This is a genomic window from Vicinamibacteria bacterium, assembly GCA_035620555.1.
Classification (GTDB): Bacteria; Acidobacteriota; Vicinamibacteria; order Marinacidobacterales; family SMYC01; genus DASPGQ01.
Genome location: DASPGQ010000444.1, coordinates 1 through 14,881, shown reverse-complemented (window position 1 = coordinate 14,881; position 14,881 = coordinate 1). Strand labels below are relative to the sequence as shown.

Genomic DNA, 14,881 nt, shown 5'->3' with positions numbered 1-14,881 from the left:
AATGAAAGAATGTCCTCCTTGATTCCTTCGGCGATGTCCCGGGCCCGCCGATCCTTGAGCTCTAGCACCTTCGCTTCGAGACGGCCAGGGAAGTATCGATTCTCCTCATCAGCGTGCTCCGATAGCCCGTCGGTGTAGAGCAAGAGAATGTCACCCGCCCCCATGATCTCCCATTCGTTCAACTCGTAGGCCTCCTTGAATCCGAGCACGCTCTGAGTCGTGTTGCGGTCGATCACGTTGTGCGACGGCAGGGTCCCGAGAGGGGGGCAGGTCACATAAGCCTCCTTGCCGCTTTCCATGAATCGATCGTGCAGCCGCGAAAAGACGATGGGCGGGGGATGGGCCGCAGATATGAACCTGAATCTGGCATCCTCGGTAATCTCGCCGTAGATCATCGTGATGAACTTGTGGATCGAGGAGGATTTGTAGAAGCGCGTATTCAAGTTCTCGAAGAGGTGGTTGGTAACGTGTCCGAAAACATCGAGCTCATAGAGGGACCCCAGCAGGAAGGACTGATGGAGCATCGCCGCCAGGAGACCATCGGTAACCTGATGCCCGGAGACGTCGACGAGGACGATGCCGACCATTCTCTGGCACCGGGCGAGGTTGGCGGCCACCTCGGGCAGTCCTTGCGCCTGGGCATGGGCGATTCTGGCTTCGAGGTCGTAACGTTTCTTGAAATCCAGGTAGATGATGTGATCTCCACCGACCAGGCCATTCAGGGGCAAGATCTCGCCGTGTATATCGAACCCATCGAGCGTCGGAACGTCGCCCGGTTGCGGTTTGATATAGCTCGCGATCTCCTGAAAATTCTCGAGCTCCCTGGCCAACTGCTCCATCGAATCCCTGGCCAGGGCCCGGGGTAACGTATCGATGTCCTTTTCTTCCCACCCATTAACTGTCAAGCACCGCTCCGTTGAATGTCGCGTCTGTTGTTTCGAATAACCCCATAGTCTTTCCTGTCCGAATCTCCACAAAGGCGCACGGGTTTTGATTCCTCCGAACTTCGAGGAAATCAAGAAGCGCGCGGCCGGCACACGACCTGCCGCTGCGTGAGCCTATGTAAAGAACGGTAGCGCGGATCATAGCGCCGACAATCATGGAAGACAATAGGTGAGAGATTATTTGTTGATGAAATTACCGTGCGGCGCTCCCAGTGTAGAATCCGCCCTATGTTTTCATGTCCTCATCCTTCAGTAGCGACAACCCTCTTCCTGCTCGCCGTGACGTCCGCGCCTGCGGCGCAAGACGCTCCGCTATCGGGCGTTTTCGCGGATCGGATCGCGCGCTCGGTGGAGCGCCACGAGGCAGCGGCTCTGGACTACCGTCGTCGGATTCACCAGGACCCGGAGCTGGGTAATCGCGAGTTCGAGACCGCCAGACTCGTAGCCGAGCACCTCGGGAGCCTCGGCCTGGTCGTGCGAATCGGAATCGCTCATACCGGCGTGGTGGGCATCTTGAAAGGAGGCAAGGACGGCCCCGTCATCGCGGTCCGCGCGGACATGGACGCGCTTCCGGTGAGCGAAGACACCGATCTTCCTTTCAAATCGACGAAGCGCGGGACCTACAACGGGCAAGAGGTCGGCATCATGCACGCCTGCGGTCACGACGTTCACACCGCGGTGCAGATGGGAGTGGCCTCGGTTCTCACCGACCTCCAGAAGGACGTTCCCGGGACCGTTCTCTTCGTCTTTCAACCCGCAGAGGAAGGCCCGCCCGAAGGTGAAGAGGGAGGCGCCAATCTCATGCTCGAGGAGGGCGTCTTCGACGATCCGCGTCCCGAGGCGGTTTTCGGGCTGCACACCCTCGCCGATCTTCCCGTGGGGCAGATCGGGTTCACCGAAGGACCGGCTCTTGCCGCAGTCGATCATTTCAAGGCGACGGTCAAGGGAACTCAGACTCACGGCGCGCAGCCGCACCAGGGTGTGGATCCAATCGTCATGGCATCGCAGGTGGTTCTGGCATTTCAGACGATCGCTTCCAGAAACCTCGATCCGCTCCAGCCGGTGGTCGTGACCGTGGGGATGTTCCACAGCGGTGAGCGCTTCAACATCATTCCCGCGCAGGTGCATCTCGAGGGGACGGTGCGAACCTACGATCCCGACGTGCGTGACACGGTCGAGCGTCGGATGAGCGAGATCCTTGACGGCATCACCAGGGCGGGTGGAGGAAGTTACACACTGGATTACCAGCGCGGAACCCCGGCTACGATCAACGATCCCGAGCTGACCCAATGGATGGTGCCGTCGGTTGCCGCCGTCGTGGGCGAAGGCGGCGTGGTCGACCTGAAGCCGACCATGGGAGGCGAGGACTTCGCCTATTACGCGAACGAAGTTCCGGGCTTCTTTTATCGCCTGGGAACCTTGAAGGAAGGAACGGTCTCCGGTCCCCACCATTCGCCCACGTTTCGCGCCGATGACGCGGCGGTTCCCATCGGGATGCGCGTCATGGCGAACGTGCTTCTGGACTATCTTTTTCGACGTTCTCAGGGAAGCCGGCCCGAATAGCAGGCTGATGAAGGAAGAGGTCTTCGAAACGGTCTCAGTCGTCGAGACTCAAGAGGTGGGCGAGTCCTCCAGTGTCGAGGTCCATTTGCGTTTGGTCGGGCTGACGAGGAGGAGGCACCGGGGGGATGGCTTTGGCCGGTGGCGGGGCTTTCACGAGGGACGTTGGAGTCTCGGCCGGGCCAGCAGGCCGCCGCCCGACATGCGTGTCGTCGGACAGGTACGCGAGATCTCGAAACGAGGTTTCCTCGTCTTCCTCGAATTGGGTCGAACCGTTTGCGCCGCTCTCCTCGGGTTTCATCGGGAGAGGCGGGGTGGAAGAAGGCGGATGCTTCGACTGTCCGTCGAGTGCGAGTACCTCGAAGCCGGCAGGTGTCTTGTCAGCCGTGCTCGGTGAGGAACCTCTTCCCACGAAGGGTGTCTTCGAGCCGCCGGGGGATTCAGGCCGCCGCGCCTTCGGCATCGTCGGGCCTTCCTCGTTCAGGATCGCCTCCATCATCTCGCCCGTGCTCGGCGGAGGCATCTCTGGCTCGATGAAGAGCTGCGTTCGTTCCGGTTCCCTTACCGCGGTTTTTGGGGTGTCGCGTGACGCATCAGTCTCGAAGGCGAATCTCGTTTCCGCGAGGTCCTGGGGGATGGTTTCCGGTGGAGGGAGCGGACGCTCGTTCACCGAAACACGCGTTTGGACGAGCGCTGGCGGAATCGCGGCCCGCGCCACCGACTCGGGCGGCGCCGCACTGGGCCTCGTCACGACGGCCGATTGCACGGCTCTCGGCTGGGTTCGTGCGTCGGCGGGGGTGACCCAGCCGAGGCAACGAAAAGCCCACAGGTATCGACAGGCTTCGAAATCGGGGAGAGTCGCATGAGTGCAGATGTGCGCCACCGAAACGGGCTCGGAGAGCATGTCAATCAACTCTAGAGCTCCTTCGGCGAGCCCGAAGCGTCTCCACTCACCCTCTTTCGATTCCACCCGGGCGTAGATCGATTCGAGATTCCCGACGCCTTTCGAGATGCGGCGCCAGCTGTCGACCTGGCGAATGCCGTCGAAGACGAGCTTCTCGGTTGGAATCTCGAGGGTAATCGACTCCTTGTCGAGCGGCACCTGTCGGAACCGGTACCAGGTTTCCGTTCGGCGAAAGAGTCCAAGGATGATGGCGCGTACCTGACCCATCACCGCCGGCAAGAGCTCTTTGGCCTCGAGGACGCCTTCGGCGACCAGCAACGCCCCGAGGCGCTTTCCCGGCTCGACCAGTTTCGAGATTCGGAGGTAGTCGACGAGAGAGATTTTGCCGGCGCGCAGCAGAAAGTGACCGAGCCCGTCGTCCGCCGACGAAGAACGTGCGAAGACGATCTTTCCGTCCTGAATGTGGATAGCCTTGTCACCCTCGGGATTGGAGAACGAGAGTTGTCCGGTCTTCTTCGCGCGGCATATCGCCAATAGGAGATCGGGCAGATCGTGCTCGTCGTTCCAGCAGTTCAAAACCCCCTCGAAGGGGATCCGCTTGTTGAAGGACATGGATCAACCTTCCGCCCGAAAACCGAGTTCGATTGATGCGGTATCTCCATTATACGGGACGGATCGCCTCCCGAAAACCGCGCCCGACGGCGGTTCACGAGACGCCCAGGATTACGTCGAGGTTCGTGGGAATATGGATCGTGAAAGTCGTACCTCTCCCCACCTCGCTCTCGACGTCGATGCGGCCGTGATGGTCCTTGATGATCTGATAGCAGATCGAAAGCCCGAGTCCCGTTCCCACGCCCACGCCTTTGGTCGTGAATCCAGGATCGAACACCTTCCCCAGGTGCTCCTTGGGGATTCCGCATCCATCGTCGTGGATCGCGATGAAGGCCGTTCCATCCTCGACCCCGGTGGTGATAGTGATGGTGCCCTTTTCCTGGATGGCCTGGCGCGCGTTGTTGATCACGTTCAGGAAGACCTGGTTCAGCCGGCTGGGAAACACCGAGATGGGGGGAACGGCGCCGTACTTACGGACGACCTCGATATGATGTTTGATCTCGTGATGCACCAGAGTGAGGGTATCTTCGAGTCCCTCGTGGATATCGACCTTCTTGAGCTCGGCCTCGTCGAGTCGTGCGAAGCTCCGCAGTCTTCGGACGATCTCACCCACCCGCCCGGCGCCCGATCGGATGACCTGATTCGAGTTGTCGATAATGTCGAAAATCGCTTTGAGCTTCGCGTCGGAGTCGAAGGCCTTTTCGTCCTGGGACCGAAGAGTCTGTTTGAGCTTCTCGATCGCGCGGAGAAGCGTGTCGTGCATGCTCGTCATCGCGCCGACAGGAGTATTGATTTCGTGGGCGATGCCCGCGACCAGGCTGCCGAGCGACGCCATCTTCTCCGATTGAACTAGCTGGGCTTGCGTCTGTCTGAGCTCCTGGTTCGTGGCGGCAAGATCGTTCAAGGCCTTCTTGATGGCGGTTATGTCACGGCCCATGCCGACGTAGAGCTCGAGCTTTCCGTTCTCGTCGTGAATGGGGAAGATGCTGATGTCGACGGGAATCCGGTCACCGGAATGAGTCAGGGCCTCGGTCTCGCCCCGGTAGCTTCCCTCTCGGGCGATTGCCTCATGAATCGCGTCTCGCTTCTCCTCGCCGAGAAACTCGAAGGCCGATCGCCCGACGACTTCGGCGTCGGAGAAACCCGTTCTCCGCGCGTGGGCGGGGTTCCTCTCGATCACCCGCCCGTCTTTGTCGAGCACCACGATGACATCCACCGAGTGCATGAAGACTTCGCGGAAGATCCTGAGCTTCTCCTCGAGCTCCTTCCGGCGGGTGATGTCGAGAAAACCGCCGAGGACCACCGTCTCGCCACCGATCTCGGACAGCGCCAGGGAAAACACCGACCAGATCGGGGCCCCATCGGCGCGACGGATCCGGACTTCCATGTCTTTGACGAAGCCGTCGCGCGCGAGCTGTTTCAGCACCACCTCGCGTTGTTCCGGGTCGTAATAGAAGTCCTTCGTCCTGCGTTGTCGCATCTCCTCGACCGTCAATCCGACGAGCGCCGCCAGGTGCCGGTTCGCGTACAGAATTTTTCCATCCTTCAATCGACTGACGATGTAGGGGACGGGTACGGTCTCCACGAGGCGGAGAAGCTGCTCGTCGGCTTCGCGCCGCCACCGTTGGAGCCGGCCGAGCTCGAGCGATTGGTGAACCGTGATCTCCAGGTCTTCGAGGCTCACCGGCTTGATCAAGAAGCGTTGTGCGCCGTGCATGATCGCTTTCACGGCGAGAGGAACGGACGGGTGCGCCGTCAGGAGTACGAAGGGAATGTCGGGGTCTCGTTGCTGGACCTTGTTGAGAACCGCGAGACCATCCATCTCGGGCATGTTGAGGTCACAGAGGATGACGCTGGGTTTGGCCTCGTCCAGGAGAGCGAGTCCTTGGGTTCCGGAGCTGGCCGAGCGGACGCCAAAGCCCCGCTCTCTCAGTCTTTGTTCCAGGGCCCGACGCTGTTCGTCGTCATCCTCGATGTAGAGGATCTCGATCTCGGGCATCGCCGGGCCAGAGCCGCGGGCCTTCGCGGGGTCTTAGAGCCCTCGCGCAACCAGGTAGTGGATGAGGTCCACGACCCGGCAGGAGAATCCCCACTCGTTGTCGTACCAGGAGAGCACCTTGACGGTGTCGTCGGCGATGACTTTGGTGAAGGGGCCGTCGACGATCGACGAGTTCGAGTTGCCACGAAAATCACTGGAAACGAGAGGCGCGTTCGAAAAGGCGAGGATGCCCTCGAGCTTTCCCTTGGCCGCTTTTTCGAGAGCGTTGTTGACATCCTCGGCCGAGACTCGCTCGTCGAGCACAGCGGTCAGGTCAGTTAGAGATACGTTCGGTGTCGGTACGCGAACGGAGATGCCGTCGAGTCTTCCGACGAGCTCGGGGAGCACCTTGGTGACCGCGATAGCGGCGCCAGTCGTCGTCGGAATCATCGAGAGCGCTGCCGCCCGAGCCCGCCGCAGATCCGAGTGCGGCAGATCGAGGAGCCTCTGGTCGTTGGTGTACGAGTGAATGGTGGTCATCAGGCCTTTCCGCAGGCCGAACTCGTCGTGGAGCACTTTGGCCAAAGGAGCCAGGCAGTTGGTCGTACAAGACGCATTGGACAGCACGTGATGCTTCGAAGCGTCGTAGTCCTCGTGGTTGACGCCCATTACGATGGTGATGTCCTCCCCTTTGGCCGGCGCCGAGATGATCACCTTTTTCGCTCCTGCGTCCAGGTGCTTGGAGGCGTCGTCCCGTTTGGTGAAGAGCCCCGTCGACTCGATGACGACGTCGACGTCGAGCGTTTTCCAAGGGAGGTTGGCCGGGTCGCGCTCCTTCAATACCTTGAAGCTTTCCCCACCGGCAACGATGGTGTCGCCGTCGGCACGAACGTCCTCGGGCAGGTTCCCGAGGACCGAGTCGTACTTCAGGAGATGGGCGAGGGTAGCCGCGTCGGTGATGTCGTTTGCCGCGACGATGTCGATCGCGCCGTCGTGTAGCGCCGCGCGGAAAACGTTTCGCCCGATGCGTCCGAAGCCATTGATACCTACTCTGACCGCCATTCGACACTCCCTTTGAATTCTGATCGAGAGTATAACCCGATCGCCTTCGAGATTTCGCGGCACCCGAGGGGAACAGACGATCGGAGGGCGGCTCGCTTCGGCCATCGTGGTTCGTTGACACTCTCGCTCGCCGCTCCGTATAGTTCGAGACTTCTCTGGCAGGCTGATGCACCTTTTCTACAACGTCCTCTATGGGGGCCTCCTCGTCGGGGCCATCCCCTACCTCTTGTATCGGAGCGTCCGTGAAACGGGCTACGCAAATAGCATTCGGGAGCGTCTCGGCTTCGGAGGTCCGCGCGCGAACGACGCCCGTTCGATCTGGATCCACGCCGTCTCCGTGGGCGAGGTGGTGACTGCGGCGGTCCTGTTGCCTCGCGTCAAGGAGGCCTTTCCCCAGGAGCGGATCGTTTGCTCGGTTACCACGGTCACCGGCCGGCGGGTCGCGGAAGAGCGACTCGTCGAGGCCGACGAAGTCTTCTTCTGCCCTTTCGACCTTCCGGGGTTGGTTCGCCGCGTGGTACGGCTTGCCAGGCCACGGGCTCTCCTCATCGTCGAAACGGAGATCTGGCCGAATCTCTTCCGCGAGGCCAGGCGGGCAGGAGCGCGCACGATGCTGGTCAACGGCCGAATCTCGGACGAGTCGTTTCCCCGCTACCGACGTTTGCGCTGGTTCTTGAAACGTTATTTGCGAGACGTCGATCGTTTTCTCATGCAGAGCGCGATCTATGCGGAGCGGATCGTTGCGATGGGGGCACCCGTCGATCGGGTCTCGACTCTGGGGAGCTTGAAGTTCGACGGTACCGCGTCGGCCAAGGCGCACGTCCCGATCGAGCCTCGCCGCACCGTGCTCATGGGGGGAAGCACGCTCGAGCCCGAGGAGTCGATTTTGCTCTCGGTCTTCTCGAGATTGCGCCGGGCGAATCCGGAGCTTCTTCTCGCTCTCGCGCCTCGTCACCCCGCTCGGTTCGGGGAGGTCCACGAGCTCGCGCGATCCCGTGGGCTCGAGGTCGTTCGCCGCTCCTCCGGAGACGTGGTGTCGCGCTCGACCGACGTTCTGCTTCTGGATACGCTCGGCGAGTTAGCGGGACTCTACGAACAGGCGGACGTCGTCTTCGTCGGAGGAAGCCTGGCGAATTGGGGTGGGCACAACATCATCGAGCCGGCAGAGAAGGGGAAACCGGTCCTCTTCGGGCCGCACATGGAGAACTTCCCCGACGTGGCGCGGCTCTTTCTCGAAGCGGATGCCGCCATCCAGGTTACGGACGAGCGGGATCTGGAAGAGCACCTGGGAACGCTCCTGAAGGAGCCCGCGCGCGGCGCCGAGTTATCGCGTCGCGCTCTCGGGGTCATCGAGGCCAATCGGGGCGCGGCGGCGAAAACAGTCGAAGAGCTGGTGAAGCTGCTCGGATGAAACGCGCCCTCCTACCTCTGTCATGGCTCTATGGTGCCGGTGTGGCGGTCAGAAACTTCCATTACGATCGCGGCTTCGGGGTGAAGCGTCTGCCGGTTCCGGTGGTCAGCGTCGGAAACCTCACCTTGGGGGGAAGCGGGAAGACACTGGTCGCAGGCGCCATCTGCCGGGTTCTGCTGGCCCGGGGGGAGCCCGTGGCCCTGCTCTCGCGCGGCTACGGGCGTCGAAGCGCCTCGCCGTTCGTTCTGGTCTCCGACGGAGAACGTCTGCGATCGTCCTGTGAGCAGGCGGGCGACGAGCCGATGGAGCTCGCCACCGACATCCCGTCACTGGCCGTAGCCGTCGGACCCGACCGTGTTCTCGTCGGAGAGAGGCTCGTAAGAGAATTGGGACCGCACGTTCTCGTGCTCGACGACGGGTTTCAGCACCGCCGTCTTCATCGCGATCTGGACCTCGTCTGCTTCGATGCCAGCGAGGAGAGGTCGAGTCTGCGGCTCGTTCCAGCGGGCCGTCTTCGCGAGCCTCTCGCGCGGCTCGATCGCGCCGATGCGGTCGTCGTCACCGGCGGGCTCGCCCCGCACTCGCTTCTTCCGTCCAAACCCGTGCTGCGAGCATTCACCCGTGTGGTTGGGTTGTCCCGTGTGGACGCGGCCGAGGAGCTCCCCGCGGACGCTTTGCACGACGAGCCGGTCGGTGTCCTTTGCGGCGTGGCACGTCCCGAACGCATTCGGAGCACCGTTCCCGCGCGCGTCGTCGCCTTCCTCGCGAAGCGCGATCATCATTGGTGGCGGCCGGAAGAGGTGAAGGCGTTTTCCGACGATGCCAAGGCGCAGGGCGCGAAAGCTTTGCTGACGACGCGCAAGGACGCCGTCAAGTTGACCGATCTTCCCGGGCTTTCTCTTCCCTTGTTTGCCATCCGCCTCGAGTGCCAGATCTCGGAGGAAATGGAGCTGTCGCGCCTCCTGGAGAAGGTTCGGCTTTCTCCACGGTGAGGCTTGGGTGTATTCTGTCGGGTTCGAATGACTCGCTTGAAGCACTGGGCCGAGCACCTCGCCGCCTTCAACGTCAGCTTACTGGTGGGAATCCTGCCGCGCCGGATGCGACTCGGCATCGGGCGTGCTCTTGGCAGCCTCGTTTTTGCCATCGACCGGCGCCACCGCGCCATCACCCTCGATAACGTCCGCACCGCTTTCGGCGACCGGAAGACGGACGAAGAGAGGCTTCGAGTCGCGCGCGGCGCGTTCCAACATTTTGGCGCCATGCTCGTCGAGCTTCTGACTCTCGGGGCCCGGAAACCAGCAGAGATCGAGTCGCTCGTCGAGATGGAGGGTACCGAATGCTTCGAGCGGGCGAGGCGCCGAGGTCGTGGCGTCATCCTCGTGGCCGCCCATTTCGGAAACTGGGAGCTTCACGCGATAGCCCATGGCTTCAGATTCGGACCGATCCACCTCGTGGCTCGCGAGTTGGACAACGCCTACCTCAACCGGAAGCTCGAGAAGCTCCGTCGAGTCTCGGGCAACGGCGTCATCTACAAGAAGCAGGCTCTGCGCCAGATGCGACGGCTCATGAAGGCGGGGGAGACGGTGGCCTTCGTCATCGATCAAAACGTCCATCTCCAGGATGCCGTTTTCGTCGAGTTCTTCGGCAAGAAGGCGGCGACGACTCCGGTCGCGAGCTGGTTCGCGATCACGAGCGGAGCCGCGCTCGTACCGGTGTTCTGCTATCCGCTTCCCGACGGACGCTACCGCGCCGTTTACGAGGCCGCGATCGATGCCGAGCGCTTTCGAGAGCTTCCCCGCGCCGAGGCGCTCCAGAAGCTCACCCAGGAGCTGGTCACGGTCCAGGAGCGCTACATTCGCGAACGTCCCGAAATCTGGCTCTGGATGCACCGGCGCTGGAGAACCCGACCTCCGCGCGCCGTCGCTCGACCCATCGAGGACCCCGTCGTCGCCACCGAGCTTCGATGAAGCAAGGGATTCTCGTTTACGCTCCGAGCTGGATCGGTGACGCCGTGATCTCACTCGGTGCCCTGAGAGTGCTCAGAGCGGCCCGCCCGGAGGCGCGCATCGTGGTTCTTACCAGGCCGTGGGTCCGTGAACTCTACGAGGGGGTGGAATGCATCGACGGAGTGCTCGATTACGAACCGCATGCCCGGGATCGAGGCGTCACCGGCTTCGTACGGGCAGCGGCGCGCATCGCGCGCGAACGCTTCGATGCGTCTCTCGTCCTGCCGAACGCATTCCGAGCGGCGGCGCTCATCCTCGCCGCCCGGATCGGCGAGCGATGGGGCTACGCGACCGAAGGTCGTGGGCTCTTGCTCACCAGGTCGATTCCTCCTGCTCCACGACCCTTTGGCAGGCACCAGGCTCACTACTATCTGGACCTCATGAGCGGGCTCGGGTTCGACGTCGTCTCCGAGCCCGATTTACATCTGGTGGCGAGCGACAGGGCGCGCAGGCGCGCTAACGCCCTCCTCGAGGCCGAGGGCTGGGACGGAAGGCCGCTCATCGGCGTCCACCCCGGAGCCACGAACAGCCGCGCAAAGGTCTGGTCTCCTCTGCGCTTCGCCGAGGCGGCACGCCGGCTGGCCCAGGCGCGGGACGGTCGTGTCGTCGTTCTCGGCGGGCCTTCTGACCGAGAGCTCTGCGAGCAGGTGCGCTCCAGTCTTGGAGGCGATTGCATCGCTCTCCACGGCAAGACGTCGCTCGGTGAGCTCATCGGCGTCCTCGACAGGCTCGCGATCGTGTTGACCAACGATTCCGGACCGATGCACATCGCGGCCGCTCTCGGCACGCCAACGCTCGCTGTCTTTGGCCCGACAGATCCCCGGGAGACGGGGCCCGTGGGGGAGAAGGCCGGAGTGGTCCGGGAGCCCGTGGATTGCAGCCCGTGTCTCTTTCGCGATTGCCCGATCGATCATCGTTGCATGGACCACGTGTTCCCCTCTCGAGTCGTGGCCGAAGCGGAGGCGCTTCTGGCGTGAGCGGAAGGCCTGCAGTTTTTCTCGACCGCGACGGAACGCTCAACGAAGCGGTCGGCTTCGTCAATCATGTGAGCCGATTTCGTCCATTTCCGTGGGTTCTCCCCGCGATCCGCGCCGTCCGCGAGGAGGGCTACCTCGCAATCGTGGTCACCAACCAGTCGGGGATAGCCCGCGGCTTGTTTGACGAGAACTTGATGCACGCGATCCACGATGAGTTTCGCACGATGCTCAAAAAGGGCGGGGCAGAGCTCGACGGCATCTACTTTTGCCCCCACGCGCCGTGGGAGGATTGCGAGTGCCGAAAGCCGAAGCCCGGCATGCTGCGTCGAGCGGCTGACGATCTCGGCGTGGATCTGGCGAGGTCGTGGATCGTTGGAGATGGTTACACCGATCTCGAGGCCGGGTGGGCGGCAGGCGCACGGGCGGCTCTCGTTCTCACCGGATCGGGCCGGGGTGCGCTTCAGCACGACGGAAGGCGATGGGAGCGTTTCCCCGACGTCGTTGCCCCGGATCTCCATCGGGCAGTCTGCTCCATCCTATGGGGAGCGTTGGATTGAGCCCGCATCCTTCTCGCGAGCGCCTCCTCGAGATTGTCGCCGCCTTCGAGCGCGTGCGCGTCCTGGCGTTCGTCGATCTCGTGGCCGACGAGTACGTGTACGGTCAGATCTCTCGCGTGAGCCGAGAGGCTCCCGTTCTCATTCTCGATTACGACGAGACGCGTCTCGTCCCCGGGGGCGGCGCGAATGCGTTGAACAATATGGCGACCCTCGGCGGTCGGCCCATCGCGGTGGGGGTCGTTGGAAGAGATCTGCCCGGCCGGGAGCTTCTGTCGCAGCTTCGAGCCGCTGGCGCCGATGTCACCGCCGTTCGCACGATGGCGAGCTACAAAACCCCGACCAAGACCCGGATCCTCGCCGGGGGCTTGCACTCGACGAAGCAGCAAGTCGTGCGGATCGACCGCAAAACCAGGGTCGAGCGCGATCGAGACCTGGAGCGTCACCTCGACGAGGCGGTTCGGGAGCTCCTGCCCGAAGCCGACGTCCTGCTGGTATCCGACTACGATTACGGGCTGATGACGCCGGAGCTCGGCAATGCACTGGCGCGTCGTGCGGCGTCCCTTCGCAAGCGGACGGTGCTGGACTCGCGCTTCGCCCTGCATCGTTACACGGGATTCACCTCGGCCACGCCCAACGAGCCCGAGGTCGAGGCGGCGCTCGGCGTGCGCATTGGAAACGACCAAGCGACGCTCGAGCGATCCGGGCGAAAGCTCCTCGACAAGATGCGCACTCGTGCGCTTCTCGTCACCCGGGGAAAGGATGGAATGGCGCTCTTCGAGCCGCGCCGACCGGTGAGATACGTACCGATCTACGGGACGGATGACGTCGCCGACGTCACCGGGGCGGGAGATACCGTCACCAGTGCGTTTTCTCTGGCACTCGGAGCCGGCGCCACGTTTTTCGAGGCCGCGGTGCTCGCGAACTATGCCGGCGGCATCGTGGTGATGAAGAGGGGTACGGCGACGGTGTCGCGCGAGGAGTTGGCGGATGCCATCGTCTCCCATCCGTAGGGTGGTCGACCTCGAGGAAGCGGAGGCTCTGGTCGCGCGCGCGAAAGCAGCAGGAAAACGCGTCGTGCTCGCGAACGGGCATTTCGATCTCCTCCACGTGGGACACGTCCGCTACCTCGAGGGGGCACGGGCTTGTGGGGACTATCTCGTGGTCGCCGTCAACGACGATCATGCGACCGCGCGGCAGAAGGGGAGAGGCCGCCCTATCGTGCCCGCCGCGGAGAGGGCCGAGATGGTCGCAGCCCTGTCGGTAGTGGACGTGGTGTTGATCTTCGGGCAGGAACGCGTCTCTTCGCTCCTCGAGCGGTTACGCCCCGACGTGCACTGTAAGGGCACCGACTATCTCGAGGATACCGTCCCCGAGCGGGACGTCATGCGGCGGCTCGGAGGGGACACTCGGATCGTTGGGGATCCGAAACGACACGCCACGAGGGACGTCATTGCCACGGTTCTCGAGCGGTTCGCACCGAAGGCAAAGGAACAAGAAAAGGGCCCTCGGTGAGGGCCCTAACTTACTCGTCTCTCAGGAGACCTTGACTTCGATCTGGCGCGGTTTCGCCGCTTCGGACTTCGGGATCCGAAGCGTCAGCACACCGTCGTTGTAGGCGGCCGAAATCTTCGAAATGTCGACCGTCGTGGGTAGACTGAACGAGCGGCTAAAAGACCCGTAGGCCCGCTCCGCCCGGTAGAAGCCTTCTTCCTTGACTTCCTCTTTGCGCTCCTTTTTCCCGCGAATCGTCAGGACGTTGTTCTCGACACGAACGTCGATGTCCTCCTTCTTGATTCCGGGAATCTCGGCATGGACCACGATCTCGGTGCCCTTGTCGTAGACGTCCACGGATGGTCGGAAGTTACCGAGAAAGTCGCTTTCGTCGTCACGCGGGAACTCCGAGAGCATTCGGTTGATGCGTCCGGACAGGGTGTTGAAGTCTTTCCAGAAGGGGTCGCGAAGTACCAAGTTCATGGGTTTTCCTCCTTTCAAGGAATCCAAGAGGACTATACACAATTGCCGTGTCACCTGCAAGCAATTTTAATAAATCTAACTAATATTTTATCGATTAAATCTTAGTTATTTACACTAAATATATAGCCAAGCTCTTTTCTGTGATAGGCTTGCGGACGAATGCCGGCGTCGGACGCTCTGGCGCGAGCACGGGTCCCTCTCGGTTGGGCCCTCGGACTTGCCGCACTCTACTTCGCGCGCCCGCGTCCAGGCTTCTTCGTTGCCGGTTTGATTGTCGCGGGACTCGGGGAAGCTCTTCGACTCTGGGCATCGGGGCACCTGGAAAAGAACCGGTGTCTCGCCACGAGCGGTCCTTACGCCATGACGCGAAACCCGCTCTATTTAGGGAGTCTCGTCATCGGAATTGGGTTCGTGCTGGCGGCCGGTCGACCCGAGCTCGCCGTACCTCTCGCCGCGCTATTCTGGATCGTCTACTGGCCCGTCATGAAGCGGGAGGCCGACCGACTGAGGGAAGCTTTCCCTTCTGCCTACGCGCAATACGAGAAAAGGGTACCGCTGTTGCTACCCCGTCCTGGCCAGGGCTCGGGTGACGGGTTCGCCTGGCGAAGAGTCAGAGAGAATCGTGAGCACGTAACGGTGCTCGGGATTCTGGTGGTCGCCGTGATTTTGGCCTGGCGGCTCGTCGAATGAGCCCCCGAACCTGGGCGCAGGACTCTCGAGCTCCCCTTCTACTCCGGTTCGGGCGGGTACAGAAGGGCGCGAACGAGCAGGACGATTTCCCTCGCCAGACCGCCTCCCCCGGCCAGATCGTCGGTCCATTTCAGATCCTCTTCGGCCTGCTCGAGCCAGCGGCGGCCTTCTTCAAGCGGGCTCTTTCTCATACACCACGACCTCGT

General features: G+C 62.4%; 14 protein-coding genes. 9 read left to right on the top strand and 5 right to left on the bottom strand.

Features of this window, described 5'->3' with window-relative positions; all coding sequences use genetic code 11:
• Positions 1–905: PP2C family protein-serine/threonine phosphatase (locus VEK15_18110; protein ID HXV62620.1), on the bottom strand; the 905-nt coding region annotated here is incomplete at its 3' end.
• Between the two features lie 318 nt (positions 906–1,223).
• Here VEK15_18110 and VEK15_18105 point away from each other — a divergent pair.
• The gene (locus tag VEK15_18105; GenBank protein HXV62619.1) at positions 1,224–2,507 is read left to right on the top strand and encodes an amidohydrolase; all 1,284 of its coding nucleotides are present in this window, start codon (positions 1,224–1,226) and stop codon (positions 2,505–2,507) included.
• Positions 2,508–2,541: 34 nt separating this feature from the next.
• Here VEK15_18105 and VEK15_18100 read toward each other — a convergent pair whose 3' ends face one another.
• The 3 genes from VEK15_18100 to gap all read right to left on the bottom strand — a co-directional run bounded on the left by VEK15_18100 (position 2,542) and on the right by gap (position 7,060).
• Positions 2,542–4,020, bottom strand: coding sequence for a DUF4388 domain-containing protein (locus VEK15_18100; GenBank protein ID HXV62618.1), 1,479 nt, complete (start codon positions 4,018–4,020; stop codon positions 2,542–2,544).
• 94 nt (positions 4,021–4,114) lie between these two features.
• Positions 4,115–6,019 (bottom strand): PAS domain S-box protein, encoded by a 1,905-nt coding sequence (locus VEK15_18095; protein HXV62617.1) that lies wholly within the window; start codon positions 6,017–6,019, stop codon positions 4,115–4,117.
• A gap of 33 nt (positions 6,020–6,052) precedes the next feature.
• The gene (gene gap, locus VEK15_18090) at positions 6,053–7,060 is read right to left on the bottom strand and encodes a type I glyceraldehyde-3-phosphate dehydrogenase (GenBank protein HXV62616.1); all 1,008 of its coding nucleotides are present in this window, start codon (positions 7,058–7,060) and stop codon (positions 6,053–6,055) included.
• Positions 7,061–7,226: 166 nt separating this feature from the next.
• Here gap and VEK15_18085 point away from each other — a divergent pair, with 166 nt between their 5' ends.
• From VEK15_18085 to VEK15_18055, 7 genes are read left to right on the top strand one after another with little or no spacing between them, the layout of a single operon-like run.
• Positions 7,227–8,471 carry a 3-deoxy-D-manno-octulosonic acid transferase gene (locus tag VEK15_18085; GenBank protein HXV62615.1) on the top strand — a complete coding sequence of 415 codons (1,245 nt, stop codon included), beginning with the start codon at positions 7,227–7,229 and terminating at the stop codon, positions 8,469–8,471.
• Positions 8,468–9,463: a tetraacyldisaccharide 4'-kinase gene (gene lpxK, locus VEK15_18080; GenBank protein ID HXV62614.1), complete on the top strand. Its 996-nt coding sequence runs from the start codon at positions 8,468–8,470 to the stop codon at positions 9,461–9,463. Before VEK15_18085 ends, lpxK begins: the two co-directional genes overlap by 4 nt.
• Before the next feature lie 27 nt (positions 9,464–9,490).
• The gene (locus VEK15_18075; protein ID HXV62613.1) at positions 9,491–10,438 is read left to right on the top strand and encodes a lysophospholipid acyltransferase family protein; all 948 of its coding nucleotides are present in this window, start codon (positions 9,491–9,493) and stop codon (positions 10,436–10,438) included.
• A complete protein-coding gene (gene waaF / locus VEK15_18070; protein ID HXV62612.1) occupies positions 10,435–11,454 on the top strand; it encodes a lipopolysaccharide heptosyltransferase II in 1,020 nt (339 codons plus the stop codon). Before VEK15_18075 ends, waaF begins: the two co-directional genes overlap by 4 nt.
• A complete protein-coding gene (gmhB, locus tag VEK15_18065; GenBank protein HXV62611.1) occupies positions 11,451–12,011 on the top strand; it encodes a D-glycero-beta-D-manno-heptose 1,7-bisphosphate 7-phosphatase in 561 nt (186 codons plus the stop codon). Before waaF ends, gmhB begins: the two co-directional genes overlap by 4 nt.
• Positions 12,008–13,021, top strand: coding sequence for a PfkB family carbohydrate kinase (locus VEK15_18060; GenBank protein ID HXV62610.1), 1,014 nt, complete (start codon positions 12,008–12,010; stop codon positions 13,019–13,021). The genes gmhB and VEK15_18060 overlap by 4 nt, the downstream gene beginning before the upstream one ends.
• Positions 12,999–13,523, top strand: coding sequence for an adenylyltransferase/cytidyltransferase family protein (locus VEK15_18055; GenBank protein HXV62609.1), 525 nt, complete (start codon positions 12,999–13,001; stop codon positions 13,521–13,523). The genes VEK15_18060 and VEK15_18055 overlap by 23 nt, the downstream gene beginning before the upstream one ends.
• A gap of 21 nt (positions 13,524–13,544) precedes the next feature.
• Here VEK15_18055 and VEK15_18050 read toward each other — a convergent pair whose 3' ends face one another.
• The gene (locus tag VEK15_18050) at positions 13,545–13,985 is read right to left on the bottom strand and encodes an Hsp20/alpha crystallin family protein (protein HXV62608.1); all 441 of its coding nucleotides are present in this window, start codon (positions 13,983–13,985) and stop codon (positions 13,545–13,547) included.
• A 159-nt stretch (positions 13,986–14,144) separates the two neighbouring features.
• Between VEK15_18050 and VEK15_18045 the strand changes: the two genes are divergently transcribed.
• A complete protein-coding gene (locus VEK15_18045) occupies positions 14,145–14,675 on the top strand; it encodes an isoprenylcysteine carboxylmethyltransferase family protein (protein ID HXV62607.1) in 531 nt (176 codons plus the stop codon).
• Positions 14,676–14,881 lie beyond the last annotated feature (206 nt).

Bases quoted from the DNA above. Each gene is read 5' to 3' on its own strand.
- VEK15_18100 (HXV62618.1), bottom strand. From the start codon at position 4,020: ATGTCCTTCAACAAGCGGATCCCCTTCGAGGGGGTTTTGAACTGCTGG.
- VEK15_18095 (HXV62617.1), bottom strand. From the start codon at position 6,019: ATGCCCGAGATCGAGATCCTCTACATCGAGGATGACGACGAACAGCGT.
- gap (HXV62616.1), bottom strand. From the start codon at position 7,060: ATGGCGGTCAGAGTAGGTATCAATGGCTTCGGACGCATCGGGCGAAAC.
- VEK15_18085 (HXV62615.1), top strand. From the start codon at position 7,227: ATGCACCTTTTCTACAACGTCCTCTATGGGGGCCTCCTCGTCGGGGCC.
- lpxK (HXV62614.1), top strand. From the start codon at position 8,468: ATGAAACGCGCCCTCCTACCTCTGTCATGGCTCTATGGTGCCGGTGTG.
- VEK15_18075 (HXV62613.1), top strand. From the start codon at position 9,491: ATGACTCGCTTGAAGCACTGGGCCGAGCACCTCGCCGCCTTCAACGTC.
- waaF (HXV62612.1), top strand. From the start codon at position 10,435: ATGAAGCAAGGGATTCTCGTTTACGCTCCGAGCTGGATCGGTGACGCC.
- VEK15_18055 (HXV62609.1), top strand. From the start codon at position 12,999: ATGCCATCGTCTCCCATCCGTAGGGTGGTCGACCTCGAGGAAGCGGAG.
- VEK15_18050 (HXV62608.1), bottom strand. From the start codon at position 13,985: ATGAACTTGGTACTTCGCGACCCCTTCTGGAAAGACTTCAACACCCTG.
- VEK15_18045 (HXV62607.1), top strand. From the start codon at position 14,145: ATGCCGGCGTCGGACGCTCTGGCGCGAGCACGGGTCCCTCTCGGTTGG.